General features: G+C 73.9%; 24 protein-coding genes. 18 read left to right on the top strand and 6 right to left on the bottom strand.

Going from position 1 to position 26,887, the window contains the following annotated elements; all coding sequences use genetic code 11:
* Positions 1–115 precede the first annotated feature (115 nt).
* From ACIRRS_RS00805 to ACIRRS_RS00795, 3 genes are read left to right on the top strand one after another with little or no spacing between them, the layout of a single operon-like run.
* Positions 116–3,283, top strand: coding sequence for a lantibiotic dehydratase (locus ACIRRS_RS00805; RefSeq protein WP_402962808.1), 3,168 nt, complete (start codon positions 116–118; stop codon positions 3,281–3,283).
* Positions 3,284–3,320: 37 nt separating this feature from the next.
* A complete protein-coding gene (locus ACIRRS_RS00800; RefSeq protein WP_402962805.1) occupies positions 3,321–3,995 on the top strand; it encodes a hypothetical protein in 675 nt (224 codons plus the stop codon).
* A gap of 46 nt (positions 3,996–4,041) precedes the next feature.
* Positions 4,042–5,187, top strand: a complete 1,146-nt coding sequence (locus ACIRRS_RS00795) for a lanthionine synthetase C family protein (RefSeq protein ID WP_402962803.1) — start codon at positions 4,042–4,044, stop codon at positions 5,185–5,187.
* A 33-nt stretch (positions 5,188–5,220) separates the two neighbouring features.
* Here the strand turns inward: ACIRRS_RS00795 and ACIRRS_RS00790 are convergent, their stop codons facing one another.
* On the bottom strand, positions 5,221–6,498 hold the full coding sequence (locus tag ACIRRS_RS00790; protein ID WP_402962800.1) for a WD40 repeat domain-containing protein: 1,278 nt from the start codon (positions 6,496–6,498) through the stop codon (positions 5,221–5,223).
* 410 nt (positions 6,499–6,908) lie between these two features.
* Here ACIRRS_RS00790 and ACIRRS_RS00785 point away from each other — a divergent pair, with 410 nt between their 5' ends.
* The 6 genes from ACIRRS_RS00785 (at position 6,909) to ACIRRS_RS00760 (ending at position 10,369) form a co-directional block, all read left to right on the top strand.
* The gene (locus ACIRRS_RS00785; protein WP_402962798.1) at positions 6,909–7,259 is read left to right on the top strand and encodes a hypothetical protein; all 351 of its coding nucleotides are present in this window, start codon (positions 6,909–6,911) and stop codon (positions 7,257–7,259) included.
* Between the two features lie 114 nt (positions 7,260–7,373).
* Positions 7,374–7,889: a transposase gene (locus ACIRRS_RS00780; RefSeq protein WP_402962795.1), complete on the top strand. Its 516-nt coding sequence runs from the start codon at positions 7,374–7,376 to the stop codon at positions 7,887–7,889.
* 114 nt (positions 7,890–8,003) lie between these two features.
* Positions 8,004–8,510, top strand: coding sequence for a hypothetical protein (locus tag ACIRRS_RS00775; RefSeq protein WP_402962792.1), 507 nt, complete (start codon positions 8,004–8,006; stop codon positions 8,508–8,510).
* Between the two features lie 47 nt (positions 8,511–8,557).
* A complete protein-coding gene (locus ACIRRS_RS00770) occupies positions 8,558–9,343 on the top strand; it encodes a hypothetical protein (protein ID WP_402962790.1) in 786 nt (261 codons plus the stop codon).
* Between the two features lie 302 nt (positions 9,344–9,645).
* A complete protein-coding gene (locus ACIRRS_RS00765) occupies positions 9,646–10,140 on the top strand; it encodes a hypothetical protein (RefSeq protein ID WP_402962787.1) in 495 nt (164 codons plus the stop codon).
* Positions 10,133–10,369 carry a hypothetical protein gene (locus ACIRRS_RS00760; protein ID WP_402962785.1) on the top strand — a complete coding sequence of 79 codons (237 nt, stop codon included), beginning with the start codon at positions 10,133–10,135 and terminating at the stop codon, positions 10,367–10,369. The genes ACIRRS_RS00765 and ACIRRS_RS00760 overlap by 8 nt, the downstream gene beginning before the upstream one ends.
* 268 nt (positions 10,370–10,637) lie before the next feature.
* Here the strand turns inward: ACIRRS_RS00760 and ACIRRS_RS00755 are convergent, their stop codons facing one another.
* Positions 10,638–11,522: an NAD(P)H-binding protein gene (locus tag ACIRRS_RS00755; protein ID WP_402962782.1), complete on the bottom strand. Its 885-nt coding sequence runs from the start codon at positions 11,520–11,522 to the stop codon at positions 10,638–10,640.
* Positions 11,523–11,605: 83 nt separating this feature from the next.
* On the opposite strand from ACIRRS_RS00755, the gene ACIRRS_RS00750 reads away from it, so the two are divergent.
* Positions 11,606–12,169, top strand: a complete 564-nt coding sequence (locus tag ACIRRS_RS00750; RefSeq protein WP_402962778.1) for a TetR/AcrR family transcriptional regulator — start codon at positions 11,606–11,608, stop codon at positions 12,167–12,169.
* Between the two features lie 67 nt (positions 12,170–12,236).
* On the opposite strand, the gene ACIRRS_RS00745 is transcribed toward ACIRRS_RS00750, so the two are convergent.
* Positions 12,237–12,854, bottom strand: coding sequence for a helix-turn-helix domain-containing protein (locus ACIRRS_RS00745; RefSeq protein WP_402962775.1), 618 nt, complete (start codon positions 12,852–12,854; stop codon positions 12,237–12,239).
* A 142-nt stretch (positions 12,855–12,996) separates the two neighbouring features.
* Between ACIRRS_RS00745 and ACIRRS_RS00740 the strand changes: the two genes are divergently transcribed.
* Together ACIRRS_RS00740 and ACIRRS_RS00735 are read left to right on the top strand one after the other, a co-directional pair.
* A complete protein-coding gene (locus ACIRRS_RS00740) occupies positions 12,997–13,983 on the top strand; it encodes an alpha/beta fold hydrolase (RefSeq protein WP_402962772.1) in 987 nt (328 codons plus the stop codon).
* Positions 13,984–14,108: 125 nt separating this feature from the next.
* Positions 14,109–15,119 (top strand): LD-carboxypeptidase, encoded by a 1,011-nt coding sequence (locus tag ACIRRS_RS00735; protein ID WP_402962770.1) that lies wholly within the window; start codon positions 14,109–14,111, stop codon positions 15,117–15,119.
* 80 nt (positions 15,120–15,199) lie between these two features.
* On the opposite strand, the gene ACIRRS_RS00730 is transcribed toward ACIRRS_RS00735, so the two are convergent.
* Together ACIRRS_RS00730 and ACIRRS_RS00725 are read right to left on the bottom strand one after the other, a co-directional pair.
* A complete protein-coding gene (locus ACIRRS_RS00730) occupies positions 15,200–15,538 on the bottom strand; it encodes a DoxX family protein (protein ID WP_402962767.1) in 339 nt (112 codons plus the stop codon).
* Positions 15,535–15,999 carry a cupin domain-containing protein gene (locus ACIRRS_RS00725; RefSeq protein ID WP_402962764.1) on the bottom strand — a complete coding sequence of 155 codons (465 nt, stop codon included), beginning with the start codon at positions 15,997–15,999 and terminating at the stop codon, positions 15,535–15,537. The genes ACIRRS_RS00730 and ACIRRS_RS00725 overlap by 4 nt, the downstream gene beginning before the upstream one ends.
* A gap of 94 nt (positions 16,000–16,093) precedes the next feature.
* On the opposite strand from ACIRRS_RS00725, the gene ACIRRS_RS00720 reads away from it, so the two are divergent.
* The 6 genes from ACIRRS_RS00720 (at position 16,094) to ACIRRS_RS00695 (ending at position 23,390) form a co-directional block, all read left to right on the top strand.
* The gene (locus ACIRRS_RS00720; protein ID WP_402963539.1) at positions 16,094–16,933 is read left to right on the top strand and encodes a LysR family transcriptional regulator; all 840 of its coding nucleotides are present in this window, start codon (positions 16,094–16,096) and stop codon (positions 16,931–16,933) included.
* A 62-nt stretch (positions 16,934–16,995) separates the two neighbouring features.
* Positions 16,996–17,898, top strand: a complete 903-nt coding sequence (locus tag ACIRRS_RS00715; RefSeq protein WP_402962762.1) for an alpha/beta hydrolase — start codon at positions 16,996–16,998, stop codon at positions 17,896–17,898.
* A gap of 254 nt (positions 17,899–18,152) precedes the next feature.
* The gene (locus ACIRRS_RS00710; protein WP_402962759.1) at positions 18,153–19,331 is read left to right on the top strand and encodes a hypothetical protein; all 1,179 of its coding nucleotides are present in this window, start codon (positions 18,153–18,155) and stop codon (positions 19,329–19,331) included.
* 157 nt (positions 19,332–19,488) lie between these two features.
* Positions 19,489–20,283, top strand: coding sequence for an ArsR/SmtB family transcription factor (locus tag ACIRRS_RS00705; protein WP_402962756.1), 795 nt, complete (start codon positions 19,489–19,491; stop codon positions 20,281–20,283).
* A 154-nt stretch (positions 20,284–20,437) separates the two neighbouring features.
* Positions 20,438–21,664 (top strand): 4-hydroxybenzoate 3-monooxygenase, encoded by a 1,227-nt coding sequence (locus ACIRRS_RS00700; protein WP_402962754.1) that lies wholly within the window; start codon positions 20,438–20,440, stop codon positions 21,662–21,664.
* Between the two features lie 34 nt (positions 21,665–21,698).
* Entirely contained in the window at positions 21,699–23,390 is a 1,692-nt protein-coding gene (locus ACIRRS_RS00695) for a methyltransferase (RefSeq protein ID WP_402962751.1), read from the top strand.
* A 284-nt stretch (positions 23,391–23,674) separates the two neighbouring features.
* On the opposite strand, the gene ACIRRS_RS00690 is transcribed toward ACIRRS_RS00695, so the two are convergent.
* A complete protein-coding gene (locus ACIRRS_RS00690; RefSeq protein ID WP_402962748.1) occupies positions 23,675–26,848 on the bottom strand; it encodes a BTAD domain-containing putative transcriptional regulator in 3,174 nt (1,057 codons plus the stop codon).
* Positions 26,849–26,887: the final 39 nt, after the last annotated feature.

Here is a 26,887-nt window from a genome sequence, read left to right as displayed (position 1 = left end):
CCCGGATGAATAGGCGAATTCAGCCAACTCTTGATGACTTCTGATCAACCATGGACAGCTTTCGGCCGCCGGGATAGAACGACCCGACGACTCACACGAGGGACTCGGGGGCAGGGTGGGGACGAGGAAGCACACGGGGCGTCACCGGGACGCGCTCTTCGCCGCGACCGGGCCCGTCCTGCTGCGCACGCCCGCACTGGCGCGTACGCCCGTCCTGCTGCGTACGCCCGCACCGGCCGGCCGGCGGCAGGACGCCCCCGACGACCCGGACCCGCTGGCCCAGCTCGCCGAGGCCGCCGCCGATCCCGTCCTTCGGGAGGCGGTCGAGGTCTCCAGCCCCTCCCTGGCCGACCTGCTGGAGCGGGTCGGCGCGGGTGCCGGTACCGGTGCGGCCCTGCACCGCGCCGCCGAGGCCGTCGGCCGCTACCGGCTGCGGATGGCCACCCGCCCCACCCCCTTCGGCCTGATGGCCGCCGTGGCCACCGCGCGCTTCGGCCCCCGGGCCGAGGTCCGCTGGGACGGCGCCGAACGCCGCGCCTTCCGCCCCGACCTCGGCTGGCTGCTCCCGCTCCTGGACGGGCTGCGCACCGACCCGGCGGTGCTCGCCCGCCTGCGGCTCGCCGCCGACCAGCAGATCGCCCGGCGCGGCGACCGGCTCGTCCTGCCGTACCTGCCCGAACGCGGCGCCGCGACCGCCGGGGAGCCCGTCACCGAGCGGACGGTGCGCGCCACCGCCGTCGTCCTCGCCGCCGTCCGGCACGCCGAACGCCCGCTGCTCCACGGCGAGCTGCTCGCCGCGCTCGCCGCCGAGTTCCCCGCCGCGCCCGCCGAGGCGATCGCCGCGCTCGTACGCACGCTCGTCGGCCAGGGGTTCCTGCTCACCGACCTCACGCCGCCGCCGGACAGCACCGACCTGCTCGGGCACGTCCTCGACCGGCTGCCCGAGGGGCATCCCGTCGCCTCAGAACTGGCGGCCGTGCGTGCCGAGTTGGCCCGGGCGGCGGACCTGCCGCGCGGGCGGGCCACCGCCGTCCTGCGCGAGACGCGCCGACGGATGACCCGCCTCGCTGCGTGCGACCGCCCGTTGCACGCGGACCTCGCCCTGGACGCCGAGGTGGTCCTGCCCGAGCCCGTCCGCACCGAGCTGGAGCACACCGCCACCCTCCTGTGGCGGCTCTCCCCGCCTGCCACCGCACCCGAGCATCTGCGCGCCTACCACGTGGAGTTCGTCGAGCGGTACGGCACCGACAGCCCCGTCCCGCTCACCGAACTGCTCGACCCCGACACCGGCCTCGGCCCGCCCGCCGGGTACCGCCGCCCGGTCGGCCCGCGCGGCGCCGCCAACCCGCAGCCCGCCCGTACCCGTACGGACGCCGATGCGGCCCGCGACCGGCTGCTGGCCGAACTCGCCGCCGGTGCGCTCGCCGACCGCGAGCCGGGCGGCCCGCTGCCCGAGGTCGTCCTGGGCGAGGAGCTGATCGCGCGGCTGGCCGCTCCGGAGGAGGGCGGCCCCGCCGACACCCCGCCCGCCTCCCTGGAGCTGTACGCCGAACTCGCCGCCGACTCCCTGGAGGCCCTGGACGCCGGGGAGTTCAGGCTCGTGCTCTCCCCGACCGCCGGGAGCGACCGCGCCGGGGCCACCTTCGGGCGCTTCGCCGCCCACCTCGGCGGCGGGGCCGCCCTGCTCGCCGCCGCCGTCGGCCCCGAGAACAACGAACTCCTCGACACCCACCTGGAGTTCACCCCCTACCGCCCCCGCCACGCCAACATCGCCCTGACCCCGCGCTGGCTCGGCCACCGCGTCACCGTCAGCGCCTTCCCCGACCCCGGCGGCCCCGCCGCCCTCCCGCTGGACGACCTCCTCGTCCTCGCCGACACCGAACGCCTCGCCGTCCACTCCCGCAGCCTCGGCCGCGAGATCCGCGCCACCGCCCACCACGCGCTCAACCTGCGCACCGGCGCCCCGAACGCGGCCCGCTTCCTCCAGGAGGTCGCGCTCACCGGCCAACGCCCGTGGCAGCCCTGGGACTGGGGCGCGTCCGCCGGCGCCCCCGCCCTGCCACGGGTGCGCTGCGGGCGGGTCGTCCTCGCGCCCGCCGCGTGGCGGCTCACCGACCCGGTGCCGTCCGGCGCCTGCACGGACGAGGAGTGGGCGGACGGCCTCGCGCGGTGGCGCCGCCGCTGGGGCGTGCCCGCGTCGGTCCGGCTGCTCAGCGGGGACCAGCGGATCGGGCTCGACCTCGACAACCCTTGGCACCAGCGGCTGTTGCGCAGTCAGGCCCGCACGGGGCGGCCCACCGTCCTGCAGGAGGACCTCGCGGGGGAGGGTGGCTGGCTGCGCGGGCCCGGGGGCGCGCACACCGCCGAACTCGTCGTCCCGCTGCGGCGGCTGGGCCGCTCGTCCGTGCGGGAGCGACGTGCCCTGCCTGCCCGGCACGGCACGCGTACGCCCGAACTCCCCGGCGGGCCGTGGCTGTTCGCCCGGCTCGCGGCGACCGAGGCCCGCCAGGACGAGATCCTCGCCGAGCACCTGCCCCGGCTGCTCGCCGTCCTGCCCGGCGAGGTCGACCGCTGGTTCTTCGTCCGCTACCGCGACCCCGCCCCGCACCTGCGCCTGCGCTTCCACGGCACGCCGTCCGCACTCACGGCCGGCCTGCTGCCCGCCCTCCACGACTGGGCCCACGACCTGCGCCGGGCCGGGCTCGCCGCCGACCTGCGGCTGGACAGCTACACGCCCGAGACCGACCGGTACGGCGGCCCGGACGCGCTCGCGAACGCCGAACGGGTCTTCCACGCGGACAGCCTGGTGGCGCTGGCGGCGCTGCGCCTGGCCCGTGGCGCTCGCGTCGAGCCCGGGGAACTGCTCGCCGCCGTCAACCTCACCGCCGCCGCCCGTGACTTCCTCGCGGCCCGGCCGGGGGCGCCCGCGCTCGGGGGCTGGATCGCCGCGACGTACCCCAAGTCGGAGGAACACCACCGGGCGTTCCGCACCCACCGCGCCGCCGCCCTGCGCGCCATCGGCCCGGACGGGCCCGCCGCGCCCGGCGGCGGCCTGCTGCCGGAGGATGCATCCCTCGCTGAGGCCTGGCGGCTGCGGGCGGCCCAACTCGGGCGGTATGCGGGGGAGTTGGCACCATCCGACGCGGGCCCGGCCCTGGCGTCCCTCCTCCACATGGGCCACAACCGCCTCATCGGCATCGACCGCGAAGCCGAACGCCGCGCCTACGCCCTCGCCCGGGGCGCCCTGGAGGCCCACCGCACGCGCCCGGCCCCACCGTCGTAGGATCGCCGGATCGATGAGGTCGTACACGGGGGGAAACGTGAAACCTGACTCGCTGCGTCAGCATGCCGTCGTATCGGCGGTCACCGGGCTGGCACTGGCCGCTCTGGTCTCCTGCACCTCGTCCACGTCCACGCACGCGGGGCCGGCACCGTCCGCCACGATCCCGCCGGGCGCGTTCGAGCCGCCGGTCCCGGGCGATGTGGCGGCCGGGCTGGCACGGATCCGCGCCGCCTCGAAGAACAACCCGCCCGGGGAGCAGTGGGGGCACTACCGGGACGAGGGCGGCACGGTCTGGTACTTCTGGCCCCTGCCGGACGGCCGGTTCTGCACCGGGCGGGAGCTGCACCTCGAGGAGGACACCACCACCCAGGACGTCGGCTGCACGACCGACCCGCTCCCCGGCGACGCCACGCCCGCCGTGAACGCGCTCGACGCGGCCGGCGTGCACGGCGGCCGGTGGGTGACCTTCCTCTACGCCGACCAGGAGGAGATCGTCGACGTCACCTGCGACGACCGGCACTTCACCGCCGAGCGCATCGCCGAGCTCACCACCCCGTACGGCCCGCGCACCCTCTACGCCGTCAGGACCCCGTGGGCGGCGCTGGGCGTCCTGCACACCGAGGCCCGCCGCGCGGACGGCAGCACCACGGTCGAGCGGGTGCTGTTCCCGGAGGCGGTCGGGCACACGTCGGGCGAGCACGTCTGCGCCTGAGAGCCCCACGAAGGTCCCCCACGCCCACCGAGCCGAGCGAGGTCCGATGAACCCCACCGACGCCGTCGCGGCCGTCACCGCCCAACTCGCCCGGCCGACCGCCGTGACGGCCCCCGGGCTCGGGGCCGGCCTCAGCGGCGAGGCGCTCGCGCTCGGCGTGCTGGCGGGCGAGGACCCGGCGCTGCGGCGGGCCGCGCACGAGCGGCTCGCCGCCGCCGTACGGGCGCCAGGCGCCATGCGCGGGGGCGGCCTGTACTCGGGCGCCGCCGCCGTGGCGCTCGCCGCCCGCACGATGGCGCGGGCCCCCGGCGAGTACCGGGGGCTGCTGGACGCGCTGGTGCCCCGGGTCGGGGAGTCCGCCGTCGGCCGCGCGGCCGCGCTGCGGGCCGACCTGGCGGCGGGGGCGGGCCTGCGGGCGCACACCTTCGACACCGTCTCGGGGGCCTCCGGCCTGGGCCGGCTCCTGCTGGACCTCGAACCGTACGGGGCCTCGCTGGCCGCCGTCCTGACCGCCCTGGTCGACCTGGCCGCGCCGACCGGCGGGGCGCGGCCGCGCTGGTGGACGGCGGGCGGACCGGGACTGCCCGAGGCCGAGGGGCACGTCAACCTCGGCCTGGCGCACGGGATTCCGGGGCCGCTCGCCCTGCTGTCCCTGGCCTGGTCCCGGGGCGTGCGCGTCCCCGGCCAGGAGGAGGCGATCGAGGCGCTGGCACTCTGGCTCACCACCCACCGCCTGCCCGCCGGGGGCTGGCCCATGACCGTCCGCCTCGACGGCCCGGACGCCGAGGCCACGACCCGTGCCGCCTGGTGCTACGGCACCCCGGGCGTGGCCCGCGCACTCCACCTGGCGGGCGCCGCCCTCGACCGCGAGGACTGGCGCACCACGGCCGTCACCGACCTCGCCGCCACCCTCGCCGACCCCGCCACCTGGCACCTCTCCGGCCCCGGCCTCTGCCACGGCCCGGCCGGCCTCCTCCGCATCACCCACCGCATGGCCGACGGCTCCGCCGCCCTCGCCGCCCACCTCCCCGCCCTCGCCACCGCCACCACCCGCGCCCTCACCGACGCCCTCACCGCACCTGAACCCGCCACCCTCCTGGAGGGCACCACCGGCGCGGCCCTGGCCCTCCACGCCCACACCAACCCCGGTACGGACAGCGGGGACTGGGACGCCTTCCTCCTGCTGAGGTGAGCCCCGCCCTCACCCGGTCACAGCACCAACGGCTCACGGCCCGGTGGAGTCGGGGTCGGAATGCAGGGACAGGACCGCGACGTCGCTGCCGAAGCCCACCACGAGCGAGCCTTCCGGGGTCACGGTCAGCGCATGGACCGGCGCGGGAAACACCAGCTCCCGGCCGATCTGCCGCCCGGTGGCCGGCTCCCACAGGCACACCGTTCCGTCCGAACCACCGGTGACGACCCGGAGTTCTCCACCGATCACCGCGGTCACCACCGCGGACACGGTGCCTTCGTGGCCGACCAGCCTGCCGACCTCCCGTCCCATGACCAGGTCCCACACACGCACGGTGGCGTCGTAACCTGCCGTGATCGCGTGGGCTCTGCCGTCGACGACCGCTGTCGCGACCGCCCACGCCTCGCCGTCGTGGCCCGACAGGGGCTCCCCGACCGGTTGTCCGGTCGTCAGGTCCCACAGCCAGACCTTGCCACCGCTCATACAGCCCACCGCATGGGGCCTGCCATCGATCACCAGCGTGTCGACGGCCATCAGGAAGTCGTCGTGTCCGGTGAGTTCGCCGACCACTTCCCCACCGGCCAGATCCCAGACCCGCACGGACACGTCGTCGTCGCTGGCGAGCGCACACGGTCGCCCCTGGACGACAGCCGTCCCCAGACACCACACCTCACCGTTGATCCCCGGCAGCTCGCCCGTCTGCCGGCGGGTGGCCAGGTCCCACGCGAGTACCGCCCAGTCGCCGGCCGTGACGACGCACGGCCGACCGTCCACGACCTCCGTCGCCACCGCCCACACCCTGCCGTTGAGGTCGCTCATGGGCCCGCCGACCGGTTGGCCGGTCTCAAGGTCCCGCACCCGGACCGTCCGGTCCTTGCTGCCGGTGACCACGACGTGGCGGCCGTCCGAGAAGGTTGTCACCACCGCGTCGACACCGCCGGTGTGACCGGACGGGTTCATCCGGAAGTGCGGGTCACTCTGCGCGCCGGTGGACCACAGCACCCGCCACGGCTCGGTGTCGACACCCTCCACCGACACGGCGGCAATCCGTGCCGACAACTCCCGGTCCCCGTACCGAGCCGCGTCCAGGGCCAGCAGTTGCCGCCGCACCCACGGTGGCGCCTCCCGGTGCACGTCCACCGACGCCCGGTAGACCGCAGCCATCAGCCGCGCATCGGAAGCCGCATCGGAAGCCAGCAACCCCAGAACCCGCTCCGGATCAGCGTTCACCAGCCACGGCAGGTCCGTCCACCACCCTTCCACCCCCGACGGATCCGATGCCGAAGCGGTCATACGAACGTCGTCACTCATGGCCGAAACCCTAGTGATGCGGCCGGACAGGCCCGCCAGGCCGGATCGAGCTGCGCTCCTGAGAGGCTGTCCGCCCCAGCGGACGCCTTTCTCACTTCGGATGCGGGCGCGTTCTGTGCGTTCGGCGGCCAGTATGTTCGCGGCACCCTTCTTGTGGTGGTCGATGCCCCAGGGGGTGTCGTCGCCGATCGAGCAGCAGCCGTGGAAGTAGCCCACCCCGTGGGTGCGGTGGAAGGTGGCGGGCAACCGGGGCCGTCCGGACGACGACGTCCTCGTCGTCACGGTCGAGCAGGCGGGGACGGCCGTCCAACGCGGCGAACCTCTGCGGTCGGAGCACTGACGCTGTTGCCACCCAGACGGCACCTTCATGCAGCGGGAACGGACACGGTTGGCTGATCGTCACACGGGGCATGCCTTCCGTTCTCATTCTTGGTTTCGACCCTCACGCAGTGCCTGGTATGGACGGGGACGCCATGCGCGCGGTCCTGGACAAGGAACTGGCCCGTTTTGGCGAACACGCCATCGACGCTTCCATGGGGCTGATTGCGCCGGACGAATCAGCCGAGTCCACGGTTGTCGCAGCACTGTCTGAACGAGACTGGGACGTCGTCGTCATCGGGGGCGGGATACGCAAACCGGAGCCTGCTCTGACGTTTTTCGAGCAGGTCGTGAACCTGATCCGGCAGCATGCACCAGGTGCCGCGATCGCGTTCAACACCAGCGGCGGCGACAGCGTCGAGGCCGCAAAGCGGTGGCTGTGAAACCCAGCCCTTGGGCTGATCCGCCTTCGCCGCCGCGAAGACTGAACTCTCGTGGCAGTAGGCCAAGGCTCTCACTGGACGTGATCTAGAGGTGGCCGCACGGGTTCCTGGTGTGTGACGACGAAGGAATGGGCCCGCGCGGCCTTGTCCCGTCCTGCCTTCACGGGCATCTCGCGTGGTCATCTTGGCCGTTTGATCGAGGAGTTGGACGCCCCGTGGACCGCTCGCTGTGAGTCCGCGCTGCACGACCAGACGGGCGTCCGCACAGAGGGGATTGCAGAGCAGTTCCGCCTCCATCCGGGCGTGAGAGCCGAGGCCGACGAGGGCTATCGGGGTCTGGCTAACGAGTTCCCCGACCAGGTCAGTGCCCCGCCGAAGAAACCGAAGGAAGACGTGCCGCTCGGCGAGCAGTATGCCTGGCGCGAGCAGCGGCGGCGCCAGTCCTCCGCGAGGATCTGCGTCGAGCACGCCAACGCTGAGTACAAGCAGTGGCGCCCCCTGGAACGCTTCCTCGGACGCCGCGAGCACTACGCCGCTACCCACCGCGCCGTCGCCGACTTGGTCTCCGACCGCGCCGCCCAGCGGGCCACCCGCCACAGCCGAGCACCGAACTCGTGCCCGTCAGCATGACGGCCCACTGAATCACCTATCAGCCGAAGCCTTAGGCCGACACGCCCCCGACCGATTCGCTCACGACCTCGTAAGATCCGGGGAACATCACGGCGCGGCGGACGGAGTCAGGACATGGGCGGGGCGGACGAGGCCGAGGTCAAGCGGAAGTTGGGGATCGAGACCTGGCGGAACGTCTCCAAGGACAAGGTGCTCAGGTTCGCGGCCGCGATGCCCGACATGGCCACCGAGGCGCGGCTCAAGCTCATCGAGCAGTTCCCCTCCTTCAAGGACCTCGGCAAGAGCAACATCGACGCGGTCAAGGAGGCCCACAAGGAGACGCTCGCCTCCAACGACAGGAGCCAGGACCACTTCCACCGCGCCTCCCAGGACCAGCGGGACGCCATCCGGGAGGACCTCGGCCGGGACGGCCTCAGCTGGGAGCAGCGGGAGGCCCTCCACGACCGGCTCGACGAGAACGTGGGGCGGGAGTACCAGAAGGACAGCGAGAACAAGCAGTTCCTGGTGACGGGGCTGAAGGTGGCGGCCGCCGCCGGCGCGGCCGTCCTCGTGATGGGCGTGGCCTTCGTCGGAGGGAAGGCCGCGATCGAGGGCCGCTCCGACGGGGCACCGGAAAACTAGGCGGCGCGGGCGGCCGGGGCCGTTGTAGGCTCCGGCCCCGACCTCGCATGATCATCTCTCTGAAGGCGCGCACCATGTCCAAGGGCCTCCTGACCGTCTGCCTCCCCCCGACCCCGCCGGACGAGGTCGAGGCGGCGATCGCGGCCGCCATGGCGCCCTACGACTACGCGGAGCAGACCGGCGGCTCCGCCTGGCAGGGCGAATGGGACTCGTGGCACATCTACGGCGGGTACGACGGTGACGGATTCCTTGTCTCGCCCGCGAACGAGGCGGACCCCCGCCTGATCTTCCACCCGACCGGGCCACGAGGCATCACCCGGCAGCGCACCCCCTCCCGCTGGGACGGCGGCCCGCGTGCCCTCCTCGACTTCCACGCCGCAAGGGCGCCCGTGGCCACGCGCGCCGCCGAACGCTGGCAGGAGTGGCACACGTTCGCCGCGAGGTTCCCGCCCGCCCTGCCGTTCGAGGACTTCATCGCACGCGCTCGCCAGGACCTCGTCGCCTACCCCGTCGCCCAGGCCCGCGACGACTACTACGAGCAGCCGCTGATCAAGGAGGCCAACGAATCGCACGAGGTCTGCAGACTCTCCCCCCTCTTGTCCGACCCCATCGATTACTTCGGCGACGACCAGGCGAAGTTCGTCCGTAGTGAGACTGAACGCGTCATCCCGACGAACCACCTGCTGCTCCTGGACGGCCGGTGGATCGACGGCACCCTCGAGGACTGGGGCCGGGACCTGGGCGAATCCGGTGACTACCACCGGTTCGCGAACGAGTACCTGGAGACCCTGCCCGGCGACTGCCTGGTGATCCGGCTCAGCTTCCACTACTGACGGTCACCCCGTACGACGACAACCAAACGCGTCGGGCGCGCGATGATCGCCGTCGCCCGGCTCGACGGCCCGGGCCGCACGTGCTCGACAGCGCCGACATCAAACGGCTTGGGACTGGGCGCGGCCAGTGCGGGCGCACCGGTCGGCCAAACTGGCCCAGATCAACAGGCGGCGCGACCGTCGGGCCGTTGTCGACCTCGGTATCCCTACTCGCAGCCAGCCTCCAGAGCCCCGCTGACCCGGCCATGACTGCCCACCATAATCGGAGGAACGGGGAAGGAACGAGCTGTAACAATCAGCGCATGACCAGCCAGGAGATCATCTTCGACTGCCGACGCCTCGCTGATCGTGGCGTGCTGGAAGTGGTCCCGTGCATTGGCGGAACACCACTCACCGACTTGATCGACCAGTTCGAGATGAACGCCGGGATGCAACCGGCCGGAAACGCCTATGGCGGCCTTGTTCCGCAGTTCTTCCGATTCGGCCCGATGGACGATCATTTCCATGGACGTTCCACCGGAACCATGGGGCCGAAGACACCCGTACTCGGCTGCGAATGCGGTGAGTGGGGATGCTGGCCGCTCATGGCCGGCATCACGGTGACTCCTGACCACGTGACCTGGGACTCCTTCGAACAACCCCACCGCAAGAAGCGCGACTACTCGGGGTTCGGCCCGTTTCAGTTCGACCGCCTTCAATACGCTGACGCCGTACGAGTTCTGACTGTGGCGCTGGGCTCTGGCGAGGCGCGAACACAATCCATCGGCCCATCGCGGGAAGGAAGAAGTCGTGTTTGACCACGTCATCGGGCTGAGCCCCGAGGAGGCCGCACACTGGGCCGCGCTGGTCGAGCAATCCCGACCAGTCCTTGAGAACGACGGAATGGAGGCCGTCCAGGCCTTCCTGGCCGAGCGCGGCACGAGCATCGTCCAGGCGATCGCCATCACCCGCGCCCTACTGGGGAAGGCGGAAACACCGCTTCGAGTCGCCATCGACATCGTGGCCACGAGCAGTGCTCGGCAATGAGTTCAGAGAACCCGGCTTGAACGCCCTGTTCGTCCGAGACCGGCCGACTGTTCACCCTGCAGGCCGGCTGCCGGAGCGTCGGCTGACCGCTCGGCGGCGCGGAACCACCGTGCCCTGGTACGGGACGTGCCACGTTGCGGGGCAGAGGGGCCGGTGAGCAGGTCTGCTCACCGGCCGGGTCGGTCGCGGCGACGACCGCATGGGCGGGATCGAGATTCCCCGGGGTGATCCCAGGTGGGTCTGTTCGGCCGGCTGAGTCTCGCTCGGGTCAGGAGTCCCGGGCGTCCACAGCGGGCTTGAGGACTTCCCTGCACCAGGAGCGGAAGTCTGTCGGTGTGGGCCTGGCGATGGCCCAGTCCGTGTCGTAGATGCCGTGGTCCTGGGCGGTGAACGCCTCGGTCATGTCCTTGACCGCCTGGTCGCCGGCGCCCCGGGAGCGCAGCAGCGACGCGAAGTCGTCGCTGCTCAGGCGGCGGTAGGCGATCGGACGCCCGAGCTCCTGGCCGATCACCTCGGCCATCCCCTCAGGGGTCAGTCGGTCGGGGCCGAACACGGGGAGGTTCTCCTGCCCGGTCCAGGACAGATCGGTGAGCAGGCCGGCGGCGGTGCCGGCGATGTCCCGCGTCGCGGTCGTCGCCAGCGGCAGGTCGCCCGCACAGGTCAGGGAGAACGCGCCTTGCCCGCCGATGGCGTCGAGTTGCCTGAGGAGGTTCTCCATGTAGAAGGGCATGGAGAGCGCCCGGTACGCAGCACCGGAGGTGCCGAGTTCGGCGTCCATCGCGAAGGCCGCCGACAGGACGCCGGCCGGGGACGGCCAGCCGTGGCCGGCGCTGGACACACCGACGAGGTGGCCGACCCCGTGCCGCGCAACAGCGGCGGCGCCCGCCCGGGCGAAACGGAGGTAGTGCGCCTCGGCGCTCGGTGCCTGCGGGTCCGGTGGGACGAGCCAGAACAGCGCATCGGTACCGGGCAGGGCCTCGTCGAGCACGGCCGGATCGTCATGGGAACCGCTGACGGTCTCGACCCGCTCGCGGACCGAGTCATCCAGACGCGAGGCGTCACGAACGATGACCCGGACCTCTTTGTCCTGCTCGAGTAACTGACGAACCAGTTGGCTGCCGATCTGTCCCGTCGGCGTGGTGACGACGATCATCTCATCTCCCCTAACATGAACCTGAACTCCGGTTCCGAATGTACGGGCGGCCTCCCCGCAACGTCAACTACAGTGGAGCGACCATGACCGCCCCCGAACGCCCACTGCGCGCCGACGCCCGGCGCAACCGCGAAACCGTCCTCGACGCCGCCGGCGAGCTCTTCGCCCTGCGGGGCGACGCCGTGCAGATGGACGAGATCGCCGCGCGTGCCGGCCTGGGCGTCGGCACCCTCTACCGGCACTTCGCCGACAAACAGGCGCTACTCGCGGCGATCATCGGCCGCCGGTTCGAGGCGATGACCGCCCTCGCTCGCGCCGCCGACGAGACCGAGGACCCCTGGACGGCGTTCGAGACGCTGCTCTACGGCTATCTGGAATCCGTCCAGGCCGATGCCGCGTTCCGCTTTGCGCTCCTCGGCCCGGAAGAGCCGCGCTGGAACGACATCGCTGCCGAGAAGACGGACTTCTCGGCGATCATCGAAAGCGTCGTGCGGCGTGCCGTCGACGCGGGCCGCCTCCGTGACGACTTCCACGCTCGTGACTTCGTGCTCATCATCCGTGGCGCCATGGCGAACATGACCGGCGGGGGTGACTGGCGCAGGTACGTCACGCTGGTGCTCGAGGGCATCCGCGGCGCCGAACGCTGACCCCGCACCGATCCTTCGAACCATCCGTGGGTGCACTGGAGCACCGTCGCGTATCTGGCGCAGCCGTTCATTCAGTGGCTCTTCCGCCACCGATTCCGGGGCCGGCGGTCGGAGGGGTGCGGAGTCGGAGGCGTTCTCCCTGGGGGCCGAACATGATCAGGTACTCGACCGGGCCGGTGGAACCCGCGTTCGCTACTCCGTGAGGGGTGCGGGTGTCGAACTCGACGGCGTCTCCGGCCGTGAGTACGAGGTCCTGGTCGCCGAGTGCGAGCCACAGCCGGCCGTAGAGGACGCACAGCCATTCGTGGCCCTCGTGGGACGTCTGGCGGGGGCGTCCGGGTGGCTGGGTGGCGGCGGGCAGGACGTGTTTGTGGGCGTGCAGGCCGCCGACGTAGCGGGTCAGGGGCAGCACCGCCTTGTCGTCGCCGAAGCTGGGCGGCGCCGGGCTGCGGGGTTCGGGTGCGGTGCCGGCCAGCTCGTCCAGGCCGACTCCGTATTCCTGGGCCAGGTGCAGCACCACCTCCAGGGTGGGCTTGCGCCGGCCGGTCTCGATCCGTGAGAGCGTGCTGGGCGAGATGCCGGTCGCGCGGCTGACGTCGGTGAGGGTGACCCCACGGCGCTCGCGCACGGTCCGCAGGCGGGGCCCCATCGCCGCCAGCGTCCGGGTCACGTCGTCACTTGCCACCGCCCGGTTCCTTTCCTCCGCGCCGCTTCACCGCTCTGTCCTGCGATCTTGCCAGAACGGCAACGCTGATCGCGCCGAGCGGCCGCGGCGCCGCATGATCAAGGGGTTCCCGCCGCCCGCCCGCGAACCGAGGAGAAGCCCCATGCGATCCGAGCCGACCGCCGCACCGCGCCACCGCACCGTCGAAGCCCCCGCCGGGCGCCTGCACCTGGTGGAGCAGGGCGCCGGCCCGCTGGTCCTCCTCGTCCACGGGTTCCCCGAGTCCTGGTACTCCTGGCGCCGCCAGCTCCCGGCCCTCGCGGCGGCCGGGTACCGGGCCGTGGCGATCGACGTGCGCGGTTACGGCCGCTCGTCCAGGCCCGCCGCGACCGACGCCTACCGGATGCTCGACCTGGTGGAGGACAACCTCGCCGTCGTGCGCGCCCTCGGGGAGGAGGACGCGGTGATCGTCGGTCACGACTGGGGCTCCAACATCGCCGCCGCCTCCGCGCTGCTCCACCCCGGAGTGTTCCGCGCGGTCGGCCTGCTGAGCGTCCCGTACGCGCCGCCCGGCGGCCCCCGCCCGACCGAGGTCTTCGGCCGGATCGGCGGCCCCGAGCAGGAGTTCTACGTCTCCTACTTCCAGGAGCCCGGCCGCGCCGAGGCGGAGATCGAGCCCGACGTCCGGGGTTGGCTCGCGGGCTTCTACGCGGCCCTGTCCGCCGACACCATGCCCGCCGACGGCGAGCCCGACCCGCACTTCGTCACCCCGGGCCGTCGGTTGCGCGATCGCTTCCCCGCGGGCCCGCTCCCGGCGTGGTTGAGCGAGCAGGAACTCGACGTCTACGCCGGGGAGTTCGAGCGCACCGGCCTGACCGGCGCACTCAACCGCTACCGCAGCATGGACCGCGACTGGGAGGACCTCGCCCCGTACCGCGGAGCCCCGATCCGGCAGCCGTCCCTGTTCATCGGCGGCGCCCTGGACGCCTCCACGACCTGGATGGCCGACGCGATCGACGCCTACCCGACCACCCTCCCCGGCCTGGACGCCGCCCACGTCCTGGACGGCTGCGGGCACTGGGTGCAGCAGGAGCGCCCCGAGGAGGTGAACCGCCTGCTGACCTCCTGGCTCGCCTCCCTCCGGGGCTGAGCCCGGCGTCCTGGCCGCCCAGCGCCGGGAGCGCGCCCGCATCCGCAGCGAGAAGGGCCTGCGCTGGGGCGGACGACCGGCGAAAGTCGCGTGACCCCACCCATGGCACCGGCGACGCTGACGCCATGACTGGTTCTGCACTGCCTCAACTGCTTCGACCGCGTGCCCTGCGGCCCGGCGATCTCGTTGTCATCGCATCGCTGTCCGGTCCGCTGTCAGCCGCTTACGAGCCCAACGTCGAGCAGACGGCCGTGGTGCTCAAGCGCATGGGGTTCCGCGTGCGTCGGGCTCCGCTGCTCGACGTAGGACGCCGCCATTGGTGGAGCGCGGCCACGCCGGCGGAGATCGCCGGGGAACTCAATGGTCTTCTGCGTGATCCCGAGGTGCGCGCGATCGTCGCGAGTGACGGCGGCCAGACGGCGCTCGGCTACCTCGACCTGATCGACGTCGAGGCGATCAGGGCCGACCCCAAGCCCATCCTTGGCTACAGCGACATCTCGCTGCTGCATCTGGTGCTCCATGCGCGCACGGGTCTGGTCGGGTTCCATGCCGACATGGCCGTCCCTGGCTTCGGCGGGCACTGGCAGTCTGCGCCCGCGGCGCGCCGAGCAGATCTCGAGAAGCTCTACTCCAGGTTGCTGACCGGTACCGAGGCGATCGGTGCGCTGCCTGCGAGCCCGTCGTGGGAGTGCTGGCGTCCTGGTCGTGTCGAAGGCCGGCTGATCGGCGGGGTGATCAATCGCATCGTGCTGGCGCAGGCGACGCCTTTCGCGCTGCCGCTCGAACGGTTCGATGGCGCGGTGCTGTTCTGGGAGGAGATGGGCGGCCTGGCATCACACGTGTGGAGCTATCTGCAGGTGATGCGACACTGCGGCATCCTCGATCGGATCTCCGGCATGATCGTGGGCGTTCCGCGCGAGATCGGTGGACTCGAGCCCGGGGCGTCCCCGACCCTGCCCGAGATCGTCCTCGATGTCCTCGGCGACCGTGACATCCCGGTCCTGGGCAACGTCGAGTTCGGGCATGCCGGCCCGAATCTGCCGATGCCGGTCGGCATCCGCGTCGGCCTCGATGCGCAGCAGCGGACGTTGTCGCTGCTCGAACCGGCGGTAGGGCCGCACACGATGACGGGCTGAAGGGCGTGTACGGGGCGTACCTCGGTGCGTCGTCCAGAGCGGTGGAACAGATATGGACGGCGGCCCGGCGCCGGCGCGGCTCAGCGGGCCAGGGCCAGTGCGAAGGCCGTGCCGGCGGCGGTGAGGAGGGCGGCGTTGAGGCCGATGCGGCGGTCGCCGCCCGTGAGGTGGACGGGGATCGCGCCGGCTTGGAGGAGGGTGAGGCCGAGGGCGGCGGCCGGGGCGAGTGCGGGGAGGAACAGGCCTGCCGCGCCGAGGAGTTCGGCTGTGCCCAGGGCTCGGAGGGCGGGCAGGGGGACGCGGTCGACCCAGGCCATCATCGGGCGGAGGCGGTCGCGGGTGCGGGTCGTCTTCAGGGCGCCGGCGTAGGCGTAGAAGAGGGCCAGGGGGACGGCCACGATCCAGTAGGCGGCGCTCACTGTGCCGGGCCCGTCGCGTAGCGGCTCATCGTCTCGACGTTCGCCTCGCGCGTCATCGGGCGCCCCGAGGCGAGTACTTCCGCGAGGTCGCGGAAGTACTGCACGTACAGGTCGGGGGTGAACGTGCTGAGCAGTACGGCGGGGTGGTCCGTCCGGTTGGCGAAGGTGTGCGGGGCGCCGGGCGGGACGAGGACGAAGGTGCCTGCGGGGGCGTCGTGGTGCTGGTCGCCGACGGTGAAGCGGATGGTGCCGGAGAGGACGTAGAAGCCCTCGTCGTGCTCGGCGTGGCGGTGCTGCGGCGGGCCGTCGGTGTGCGGGGCGAGGACGGACTCGGCGACGGCGAGGCGGTGCCCGGTGCGGCTGCCGTCCTCCAGGACGCGCATGCGGGTGGTGCCCAGCAGGATCGTCTCGCCCTCGCCGGGGCGGACCAGGACGACGGCGGGTTCGGTGATGTCGGTCATGGTCCAACTCCACCGTCGGGCGCGCGGGTTGTCCAAGACCCGTTCGGCGCCGCCGATACCGTACAGGTATCGTGGCAGCGTGGAGCTCCAGAACCTGCGCTACTTCGTCGCCGTCGCCGAGGAACTCCACTTCGGCCGGGCGGCCCTGCGCCTGCACATGACCCAGCCGCCGCTGAGCCGGGCGATCCGGCGGCTGGAGGCGGAGGTCGGGGCGGAGCTGTTCACGCGCTCGCCCGCCGGGGTCGGCCTCACCGCCGTGGGCGCAGTGTTCCTCGACGAGGCGCGGGGCCTGTTGGAGCACGCCGACCGCGTCCGCGCCCGGGTCGGCGCGGCGGCGGCCGGCCTCGTGAGCGTCACCGTCGGCATGGTGGCCGACGGCACCGGGCTGGGGATGGCCGCCCTGGCGGCCGCCTACCGCCGGCGCCACCCCGGCATCGACGTCCGGATCCGCGACACCGACCTGACCGACCCGACCTGCGGGCTGCGCGCGGGCCTGGTCGACGTCGCCCTGACCAGGGCGCCCTTCGACGGCACGGGGCTGGCCGTCCGTACGCTGCGCAGCGACCCGGTCGGCGTCGTCCTGCACGCCGACGACCCGCTGGCCCGCAGCGGGGGGCTGCGGCTGGCGGACCTGGACGACCGCCGCTGGTTCCGCTTCCCGCCGGGCACCGACCCGCTCTGGCAGGCGTACTGGCACGGCGGCCGGCCGCGCGAGGGCCCGGTGGTGCGGACGGTGCGGGAGTGCCAGCAGGCTGTGCTGTGGAGCAGTACGGTCGGCCTGGCGCCGCTCGGGCACGAGCTGCCGGGGGATCTGGCCGTGGTGCCGCTGCTGGACATGGCGCGGAGCCGGGTGGTGGCGGCGTGGAGGGAAGGGGACGCGAATCCGCTGATCCGCTCCCTGGTCGAGATCGCGGTGGAGGGGAGCGAGTGGTGAGCGGTTCGGGGGTGCCTCCGCTGGATCCGGAGGTGGGGGCGGCGTTCCCCGGGGGTCGGACGGTGCTCACGCCGGAGAATCTGGCGGCGTGGCAGGAGCGGGACGCGGCCGTCCGGCCCCGGCCGACGCTCGAACGGCTGCGCGGCGGCGGGCGGTTCGAGGTGGAGGAGCTGCGGGTTCCCCGGGCGGACGGGGACGGCGAGGTGACGCTGATCAGCGCGCGGCCCGCCGGGGCGACGGGGCCGCTGCCGCTGCTGTACTACCTGCACGGCGGCGGCATGGTGGCGGGCAACGCGCGGTCCGTCCTGCCGCGCGTCCTGGCCGGGTGGGCAACGGAGTTGGGGCTGGCCGTGGTGTCCGCCGAGTACCGGCTGGCGCCGGGCACCCGCTACCCCGGGGCGCTGGAGGACTGCCACACGGGGTACCTGTGGGCCGTCGAGAACGCGGACGCGCTCGGGGTGGACGCACGGCGGGTCGTCCTCGGCGGCAAGAGCGCCGGGGGCGGGCTCGCGGCGGCCCTCGCGCTGCTGCTCCGGGACCGCCAAGAGCCTCTACCGATAGGCCAGTTGCTGCTGAGCCCGATGCTGGACGACCGGGGCGACACCTTCTCCGCCCGCCAGATGGACGGCCACGACACCTGGGACCGCACCTCCAACGCCACCGCCTGGCGGGCCGTCCTCGGCGACCGCCACGGCGCCGCCGACGTCCCTCCGTACGCCGCCCCGGCCCGGGCCACCGACCTGTCGGGGCTGCCCCCGGCCTACGTCGAGGTGGGCTCCGCCGAGACCTTCCGCGACGAGGGCGTGGCCTACGCCGACGCCATCTGGCAGGCGGGCGGCGAGGCCGAGTTGCACGTCTGGCCCGGAGCCTGCCACGGCTTCGACACCCTCGCCCCGGACGCGGCCCTCAGCCGCGACGCCCACGAGGCCCGCACCCGCTGGTTGCGCCGGGCGCTGAGGCGCTGAGGGGCTGAGGGGCTGAGGCGCTGGCGGGCTGAGGGGCTGATCCTGCCAAGTCCGGCCCCGTCAAAAGGAGTTCGCCGAGGAGTCACGCGCACCGGGATCCGCATTCCGCTGCGCCCGCGCGCAACTTCGTGAAGACTGGGTGAAGTTCCCGTGCGCCGCCCGACAGTGGCACGCGGGAACTTCTGCTGCGCAACGTGACACAGCCTCACCCCAGTGCCCTTCCGGAGAAGTCCACGAGACGAGGAACGCACGTCATGAGCATCGGCACACGAGCCCTGCGGTCCGCGGGCGCCACCACCATCGCCCTGGCCACCGTCTGCACCCTCACCCTCGGTACGGCCGGCAGCGCCGCGGCCGACACCGATCCGTCGGCCACCGTGGCCGTCGACCTGCCCCTGCCGCCCGGGGCGGTGTCCTCCTACCCCGCCGGGCTCAACGACAGCGGGGTGGTCGTCGGGTACGGCACCGACGCGAACTACCGGATGTTCCCGGTCCGTTGGAACGCGGACCTCAGCGCCGCGGCGCTCCCGCTGGTGGCGGGGGACACGAGCGGCTACGCGCTGGGCATCAGCAACGAGGGCAGTTCCATCGGCTTCTCGGGGAACCACCCGGTGCGCTGGGCGGCCGACGGCACGGTCACGACGCTGCAGTCGCTGCCCGGGGACACGCCCAACAGCGGCTACCCCCGCGCGATCAGCTCGACCGGCACGGTGGTCGGGGAGTCCTACAACGGGGCCTACCACGCGGCGAAGTGGGGCCCGGACGGCAAGGCCGTCCCGCTCGCCGCGCTGAGCGGCGACACCAACACCTACGCCCTCTCGATCAACAGCTCGGGCACGGTGGCCGGCCTGTCCTTCGCGGTCGACGGCACCTTCCACCCCGTGAAGTGGGGCCCGGACGGCATCCCCGTGGCGCTGGACCCGGCCTCGGCCTACCGCAGCGTGTGGATCGTCCGGATCAACGACGCCGGCACCGTCCTCGCCCGCGCCACGCCGACCGGCGCCGCGAACGACCAGTGGCGCTCGCTGACCTGGAACACCAACGGCACGGTCACGGACTTCGGCCGGTACTCCACCGCGCAGGCGATCAACGCCTCGGGCACCGTCGTCGGCCGCCGGACCGGGGCGGACGGCGCCGACTACACGGCGACGAGCTGGAGCCCGGACGGCACCGCGACGACGCTCGGCGCCGACTTCGACTACACCGTGGCCGCCGCCGTCAACGACGCGGGGGTCTCCGTCGGGCACACCGGCACCAAGGTGCCCAACGCGCAGGAGCGCTACGCCTTGCGGTGGGAGGCCGACGGGAGCCAGACCGAGCTGAACGTCGCCCCGGCGGACAGCTACTCCTACGCCCTCTTCGTCAACAACGCGAGCGTGGTCGTCGGCGTGCGGGCCGGCTCCGCGAACAGGGCGGTGATCTGGCGCCCGTAGCCGCCCCGCCCGTCCCTCCGGGGGCCCGTCCGGTATCCGGGCGGGCCCCCGCGTCATGAGGCCGCTCCGATTGACAGGCAGCCGAACGGCTGCCTACAGTGAAAGGGCAGCTGAAAGGCTGCCTATCGAGAGGCGGCGATCAAGGGTGGGCGCGGACGTGGACCACGTGTTCAAGGCGCTGGCGGACCCGAGCCGGCGAGCGCTGCTCGACAGCCTCAACGCCCGCAACGGGCAGACGCTGCGGGAGCTGTGCGGCGGGCTGGACATGGCCAGGCAGTCCGTGAGCAAGCACCTCGCCGTGCTGGAGGAGGCCGGGCTCGTCACGACCGTCCGGCGGGGGCGGGAGAAGCTGCACTACCTCAACGCCGCGCCCGTGCACGAGATCGCCCACCGGTGGATCAGCCGCTACGACCGGGCCAGGGTCCAAGCCCTGGCGGACCTGAAACTCGCCCTGGAGGAGAGTGAGATGGACGCTCCGACCTTCGTCTACACCACCTACATCCGCACCACCCCGCAGAAGCTCTGGCAGGCCCTGACCGAGCCGGAGTTCACCCGCCGCTACTGGACCACGGAGTTGGCCACCGACTGGGCCGCCGGATCGCCGATGGTCTGGGACAACCACGGCGTGACGATCGCCGACCCGGAGCAGGTCGTGCTGGAGGCCGAGCCGTACAGCCGCCTCTCGTACACCTGGCACACCATGACCCCGGAGCTCGCCGAGCGCTTCGGCTGGGACGGGGACCTGCTCGCCCGCCTCGCCGCCGAGCCCCGTTCGAAGGTCACCTTCACGATCGAGGAGTCGGCGGGGAAGGTCGTCAAGCTCACGGTCGTGCACGACGGCTTCGAGGCCGGATCGACCCTGGCCGAGATGGTGGGCCACGGCTGGCCGGGTGTGCTGGCGAGCCTCAAGACCCTGCTGGAGACGGGCGAACCGCTGCCCGAGGGGGTCTGATCGCCCAGGCCCCTGGCCGGCGCGGCCCGCCCCCCGGGAACGGGGGTGGGGGTGGTCCGCACTGGTCAGGGGCCAGATGCGGTTGTCCGACTTTTCACCGTCTTGGGTGATTGATGGTGCTCCGTACACCTGGGATGGCTACGCTCCAACCTTTGTGACGAATCATCAGGATTTTCGAAAAGAGCGCGACTCCGCCGCCGTCGTCATCCTCGGCGCCGGAGTCGCCGGCCTGACCCTCGGCAACCTCCTCCAGGCCGCCGGGGTCGAGTGCGTCGTCCTCGAACGCGCCACCCGCGACCACGTCCAGACCCGGGCGAGGGCCGGCTTCCTCGCCCCCGGCACGGTGCGCGTCCTGGAGCGCCACGGCCTGGCCGACGGCCTGCGCCGCCGCGGACTCCCGCACGGCACCTGCGAGTTCCGCACCGCCGACGGCGCCTTCCGCCTCGACTACAGCCGCCTGGGCCGCCGCGAGCAGCACACCGTCTACCCCCAGCAGGACCTGGTCACCGACCTGCTCGGCCACTTCCTCGACGGCGGGGGAGAGGTCCGCTTCGAGACCACCGCCCTGGGCGTCGAGGAGACGGACGGCCCCCGGCCCACCGTCACCGTCCGCGACGCCGAGGACCGCCCCGGCCGCTGGCGCGCCCGCTACGTCGCCGGGTGCGACGGTCGCCACGGCGCCGCCCGCGACTCCCTGCCCCCGACCGCCCGCCGCCACCGGCGCGACCACGGCGTCACGTGGCTCGGCCTGCTCGCCGAGGCGCCGCCGAGCCTGGACGCCGTCGGCTACGCCCTGCACGAGCGCGGCTTCGCCGGGCACATGGCCCGCACCCCCGAGGTCACCCGCTACTACCTCCAGTGCGAACGCGGCCTGGCCGCCGACGCCTGGAGCGAGGAGCGGATATGGGACGAGCTCGACGAGCGCCTGTACGCGCCGAAGCTCGGCCCCCTGCTGCGCGGGCCGATCGTCCAGCGCGGCATCATCGCGCTGGAGTCCGACGTCGTCGAACCGCTGCGCCACGGCTCGCTCCTGCTGGCCGGTGACGCCGCCGGCCTGCTCAGCCCCACCGCCGCCAAGGGCGCCAACCTCGCCGTGCTGGAGGCCGAACTCCTCGCCGAGGCCCTCGTCGAGGACCTCGTCCACGGCGACCCCGGGCCGCTGGAGCGGTACTCGCAGCGCTGCCTCCGGAACATCTGGCGCGCCCAGGAGTTCTCCCACTGGATGGTCCAACTCCTGCACGCGCCGAGCGAGTCGGGCGCATCGGGCGCATCGGGCGAAGAGGCCTCGTACCACGCCGCCCTGCGCGCCTCCCGGATCGAGGCGCTGCGCACCTCGCGCCCCCACCAGGACTGGTTCGCCGAGAACTACCTGGGCCTCTGAGCACCACTCCGTTTCCCCGAAGGACACCCTCACCATGACCACCACCCTCGACGACGCGGCGCGCCTGCGCGCGACCGCCGACTTCGTCCGGGAGCACGACACCGCCACCCTGCTCGCCCGTCTGCTCCCCGGCCTCGACGGCCCGGAGCTGCGCGCCCTGGTCGAGCACTGCCGCTTCGCGCACGCCGCGCTGCTGGTCTTCCCGCCGGACGGCGAGACCCTGCGCGCCCAGCTGGCCGCCTGCGACCTCGACCCCGACGCCGCCTTACGGCCGAGCGTGGTCGTCCGCGACCGCCTGGCCCGCCGCCACCGCCTCGACGGGGCCGCACTCGACGTCGGCATCCTGCACCCGGCCGTGCCCGGCCCCCGTGCGTCCACCACGGAGGACTCGGACGGCGCGAGGACGGTGGAGGTGTTCGCCCTCACCGTCCCGCCCGGCTCCGAACTGGCCGGCCTCGCCGCCCACGAGCGCGAGCACCAGCACGAGGCCCACCTCGCCTTCGACGTCCGCCGCCCCGACCCGCTCCTGCTGCGCGGCCTGTGCGCCCTGCTGGCCCGCCACGGCGCGGCCCCCGACGGCGGCGGCCACAACCCGCACGAGGACGCCACCGTCCTGTACTTCACCGCCCCCGGCGACTCCAAGGCCGGCTACGGGCGCTTCGAGCTGCACGCCGACGGCGAGCACGCCGAGGTCCTCGCCGACCACCTGGGCGAGACCGCCGCCGCCCACCCGGCGGAAACGCTTCTGCGCAGCCTCACGGGCGCCTGGACCACCCAGGCCCTCGCCACCGGCGCCCGCATCGGCCTGCCCGACGCCCTCGACACCCGCGCCTCCACCCCCCTCGACGCCCTCGCCCCGGCCCTCGGCGCCCACCCGGCCGCCCTCGCCACCCTCCTCGGCTACCTCGCGATGCTGGGCGTGGTCACCGAACACCCCGACGGTTACCGGCTCACCGAGGCCGGCGACCTGCTGCGCGCCGACACCCCGGCCACCATGCGGCCCCTGGCGTTGATGTACGGCGGCCCGTTCTACCACTCCTTCGCCGCCCTGGAGCACAGCGTGCGCACCGGGGAGCCCGCCTTCGACCACCTCTACGGCGAGCACCACTTCGACCACTTCGCCCGCGACCCCGAACTCGCCGACCTCTTCGACCGCTCCATGGCCGCCGGCTCCCGCATGTTCGAGCCCCTGCCCGCCCACCCGGCCGTCCGCGCGGCCCGTACGGTCGTCGACGTCGCCGGAGGCAACGGTGAACTCCTCGAGCGCGTCCTGGCCGCCAACCCCGCCCTGCACGGCGTCCTGCTCGAACGCCCCCACGCCGTCGCCGCCGCCCGCCGCAGGCTCGACGCGCGCGGCCTCGGCGCCCGCTGCGCGTACGTCGCGGGCGACTTCGCCGACGTCCCCGAGGGCGCGGACCTCTACCTCCTCTCCCGGGTGCTGCACGACTGGGAGGACGAGCGCTGCGTCGAGATCCTGCGCCACCTCGCCCTCGCCATGCCCGCCCACGCCGACCTGCTCGTCGTCGAGCGCCTCCTGCCCGAGGACGGCGCGCCCTCCCTCGCCACCGCCTGGGACCTCCACATGCTCTGCAACACCGGCGGCCGCGAGCGCCGCGCGAGCCACTACGCCCGCCTCCTCGACGCCGCCGGGCTGCGCCTGATCGGCCACACCCCGCTGCCCCTGGAGGCCGCCGTCCTGCACGTCCGCAGGAGCGGGGCCGAATGACGGAGGGTCGAACAGGGCCGCGGCTTGTGCGCGGGCGGCGCGCATCGGGCCCGTGCTGTGCGGGTTCGCGCCGTCACGGCATGGAATCAGCGGGCACGGGCATCCGACCGGGGCGGGCCGACGGCCCTCGTGGACGGCGGCTCGTCACCCTCAACTTCCCTGCAAGTCAGAGGAGATCAGCTCGTGCACGCATGTCGCACCACGCTCGGATCCCTGATGCTCGGCCTCTGCGCCGGGGCCCTGGCGCTCGCCCTGACGGCGGAGACCCGCCGGGGGCGGCCGCCTCAGCCGGGTTCCGACAGCGCGGCGCGGACGGCGGCGAGGGCCTCGGCGGGCGGGTGGCTGCGGCCCCTTCCGTACGCCTGCGCGTACGGCGCCGGGCCGAGGGCGGGCTCCAGGGCCTCGGCGAGACGGGCCGCGTCGGGGTCGTGCCGGTCGGCCGCGCCGCGCAGGGTGTGGGCGGTGCCCAGGAGTTCGGCGGCGGCCGGGGCCTCGCCCCGGGCGACGAGTAGACGGGCGGCGCCGATCGCGACGGTGGCCACCGCCGCCATGTCGGGGACGCCGGCGGCCAGGCGCAGGGCCTCGCGCAGGTGCCGGGCCGCCGAGGCGGTGTCGCCGCCGGCCAGGGCGAGATGGCCGAGGGAGGTGCGCAGCAGCACGTCCAGCAGGGGCCGGCCGGCGGGGAGGCGGGCCAGGTCCTCGGCCGCCTCCGCGTAGTGGCGCGCGGCCTCCGGGTGGTCGCCCTCCTGCCGGGCGAGGTCGCCGAGGGCGATCCTGGCCGCGAGCGGCCGGCGGGGCGGGGCGAGGCCCGGCCCGGGGCGCAGCAGGGCGAGCAGTTCGGCGCGGGCGCGGGCGGTGTCGCCCGTCCTGGCGCGGGCCACGGCGAGGGCCGAGCGCTGCGCGACGGCGTCGTCGGCGGGGTCGATCTCGCGCAACAGCCGTACCGCCTCCTCGAGTTCGACGATGGCGCGGTCGAACTCGCCGACCGTGGAGTGGGCGTGGGCCGAGGCCGTCAGGGTGAGGGCGAGGCCCCAGCGCTCGCCGGAGGCGCGGAAGGCCTCGGCGGCGGCGCGCAGGGAGGCGCGGGTGCCGGGCAGGTCGCTGTGGTTGCTCTGCAGGAAGGCGCGCAGCAGGAGCAGCAGGCCCCGGCCCCAGGGGTCGCAGTGGGGCAGGTCGCGGTCGATCGCGGCGAGGCCCCGGGCGGGGTCGTGGGCGAGGGAGAGCGAGGCCTCGATCAGGGCGGCGGCCGGGCCCGTCACCGCCGGGTCGGTGGCGCGGGCGAGTTCCAGGGCCTCGGCGGCGATCGCGTCGGGCCGGGCGAGGTCGCCGGAGAGGATCCGGTTGAGGAGGCGGAAGGCGGTCGCCGTGGTACGGGCGGGGGTGGGCCGCCCGCCGGGGACGGCGAGCGCGCGGTCGAGCCGGGCGGCGGCCTCCGCGTGGTCGCCGAGGACCGTCCAGACCGGGGCGAGCGCCGCGCCGAGCCGGGCGGCGGCCTCCGCGTCGCCGGTGTCGAGGGCGTGGTGCAGGGCGGCGCGCAGGTTGCCGCGCTCGGCGACGAGGCGGGCGAGGCGGCCCGGCTGCTCGGGCCCGAGGACGCGGGGTGCGGAGCGTTCGGCCAGGTCGAGGAAGTGCGCGGCGTGGTGGCGGCGGGCGGCGTCGAGGCGGCCGGACTCGGCGAGCCGCTCCAGGCCGTACTCCCGGATGGTCTCCAGCATCCGGTAGCGGGCGCGCGGCCCCTCGACCAGGTGCAGGAGCGACTTGTCGACGAGGGCGGACAGCCGGTCGAGCAGCGGCTCGGGGGCGGAGCCCGTCCGGGCGTGGACGCCCTCGGCGTCGCGCAGGTCGATGCCGCCGTGGAACACGGCCAGCAGTTCGGTGAGTTCGCGCTCGGCCCCGTCGAGCAGCTCCCAGCTCCAGGCGACGACGCCGCGCAGCGTGCGCTGCCGGGGCAGGGCGATGCGGCTGCCGCCGACGACGAGGCGGAAGCGGTCGTCGAGGCGGGCGGCGATCTCCGCGACGGGGACGGAGCGCAGCCGGGCGGCGGTCAGCTCGATGGCCAGCGGCAGCCCGTCCAGGCGGCGGCAGATCTCCACGACGGTCTCCACGACGGCGTCCGCCTCGACCGGGGAGAGCGTGAACCCGGGCCGGACGGCGGCCGCGCGGTCGGCGAACAGCCGCACCGCCGGGAAGCCGACGGCCTCGGCGGCCGGGGCGCCGGGCCCGGGCAGCCCGAGCGGGGGCACCCGGCAGAGCGCCTCGCCGGGCAGGCCGAGCGGCTCGCGGCTGGTCGCGAGGATGCGCAACCCCGGGCAGCGGCCCAGGAGTTGGGCGGCGAAGTGGGCGGCGGCGTCCAGCAGGTGCTCGCAGTTGTCGAGGACGAGGACGGCCTCGGCGCCGCCGAGCGCCTCGACCAGGAGGCCGAGCGGATCACGGGCGGGCGGACGGCCGTCCAGCGGGCCGCCCGCGCGGAGCCCGAGCGTCTCGGCCGTGAACCGCGCCAGCTCGCGCGGCTCGGTGACGGCGGCCAGCTCCACCAGCCAGGCCCCGCCCGGGAGTTCGGAGGCCGCCTCGACGGCCAGCCGGGTCTTTCCGACCCCGCCGGGCCCGACCAGGGTGACCAGCCGCCCCTCCCGTAGCCGGGCGGCGATCAGGCCCAACTCCTCGGCGCGGCCCACGAAACTGCTGATCGGTGCGGGCAGGTTCCCGGGCGCCGCCACGGCCGGCCCGTCGGCGCGCAGCGCCGCGAGGTGCGCCGCGCGCAGCTCCGGGCCCGGGTCGGCGCCCAACTCCTCGGCCAGCAGCGCGCGGTACTCCTCGTACGCGGCCAGGGCCTCCGCCTGCCGGCCGTCCGCGCCCAGCGCCCGCACCAGCAGCACCCGCAGCCGCTCCCGGAACGGGTGCTCCGCGACCAGCCCGCTCAACTCCGCGATCAGGTACGGCCGGTCGGCGGCGGACGCGAGCTCGGCCTCCAGCGCGTCCTCGGTGGCCGAGATCCGCAGCTCGGCGAAGCCCGTGGCGGCGGCCGAGGCGAAGGCCGCCCCCGCGACCTCGGCCAGCGCCTCGCCCCGCCACAGCCCGAGCGCCTCGCGCAGCCGCCGCGCCGCCTGCTCCGGGCGGCCCTGCCGCAGCAACTGCCGCCCCTCGCCCGCGAGTCGGGTGAACCGCAGCGCGTCCACCGCCCCGGGCGGAAGGTCGAGCAGGTACCCGCCGGCGGCGGAGCGCAGCGCCGGGTGCCCGCCGAGTGCGGTGCGTAGCCGGGAGACCAGGGAGTGCAGCGCGTGCCCCGGCGCGGCCGGGCCGCCCTCGGGCCACAGCGCGTCCGCCAGGGCGTCCGTGCCGACGACCCGCCCGGCGTCCAGCGCGAGCCGGATCAGCAGGGTGCGCAGCCGGGCGCCGCCAATGCCGACGGCCCGCCCCTCGACGGTCACTTCGAGCGGGCCGAGTATCCCGACGTGCACCACGTTCCCCCGGTTCCGAGCTGCGCCTTCCGGCTCCAG

The organism is Kitasatospora sp. NPDC101183, from assembly GCF_044767945.1.
Classification (GTDB): domain Bacteria; phylum Actinomycetota; class Actinomycetes; order Streptomycetales; family Streptomycetaceae; genus Kitasatospora.
The sequence above is the reverse complement of the archived record's forward strand: the minus strand, read 5'-3'. Positions and strand labels throughout refer to the sequence as shown.

Bases quoted from the DNA above. Each gene is read 5' to 3' on its own strand.
- ACIRRS_RS00795 (WP_402962803.1), top strand. From the start codon at position 4,042: ATGAACCCCACCGACGCCGTCGCGGCCGTCACCGCCCAACTCGCCCGG.
- ACIRRS_RS00790 (WP_402962800.1), bottom strand. From the start codon at position 6,498: ATGAGTGACGACGTTCGTATGACCGCTTCGGCATCGGATCCGTCGGGG.
- ACIRRS_RS00785 (WP_402962798.1), top strand. From the start codon at position 6,909: ATGCCTTCCGTTCTCATTCTTGGTTTCGACCCTCACGCAGTGCCTGGT.
- ACIRRS_RS00775 (WP_402962792.1), top strand. From the start codon at position 8,004: ATGGGCGGGGCGGACGAGGCCGAGGTCAAGCGGAAGTTGGGGATCGAG.
- ACIRRS_RS00770 (WP_402962790.1), top strand. From the start codon at position 8,558: ATGATCATCTCTCTGAAGGCGCGCACCATGTCCAAGGGCCTCCTGACC.
- ACIRRS_RS00765 (WP_402962787.1), top strand. From the start codon at position 9,646: ATGACCAGCCAGGAGATCATCTTCGACTGCCGACGCCTCGCTGATCGT.
- ACIRRS_RS00755 (WP_402962782.1), bottom strand. From the start codon at position 11,522: ATGATCGTCGTCACCACGCCGACGGGACAGATCGGCAGCCAACTGGTT.
- ACIRRS_RS00750 (WP_402962778.1), top strand. From the start codon at position 11,606: ATGACCGCCCCCGAACGCCCACTGCGCGCCGACGCCCGGCGCAACCGC.
- ACIRRS_RS00740 (WP_402962772.1), top strand. From the start codon at position 12,997: ATGCGATCCGAGCCGACCGCCGCACCGCGCCACCGCACCGTCGAAGCC.
- ACIRRS_RS00735 (WP_402962770.1), top strand. From the start codon at position 14,109: ATGACTGGTTCTGCACTGCCTCAACTGCTTCGACCGCGTGCCCTGCGG.
- ACIRRS_RS00725 (WP_402962764.1), bottom strand. From the start codon at position 15,999: ATGACCGACATCACCGAACCCGCCGTCGTCCTGGTCCGCCCCGGCGAG.
- ACIRRS_RS00710 (WP_402962759.1), top strand. From the start codon at position 18,153: ATGAGCATCGGCACACGAGCCCTGCGGTCCGCGGGCGCCACCACCATC.
- ACIRRS_RS00695 (WP_402962751.1), top strand. From the start codon at position 21,699: ATGACCACCACCCTCGACGACGCGGCGCGCCTGCGCGCGACCGCCGAC.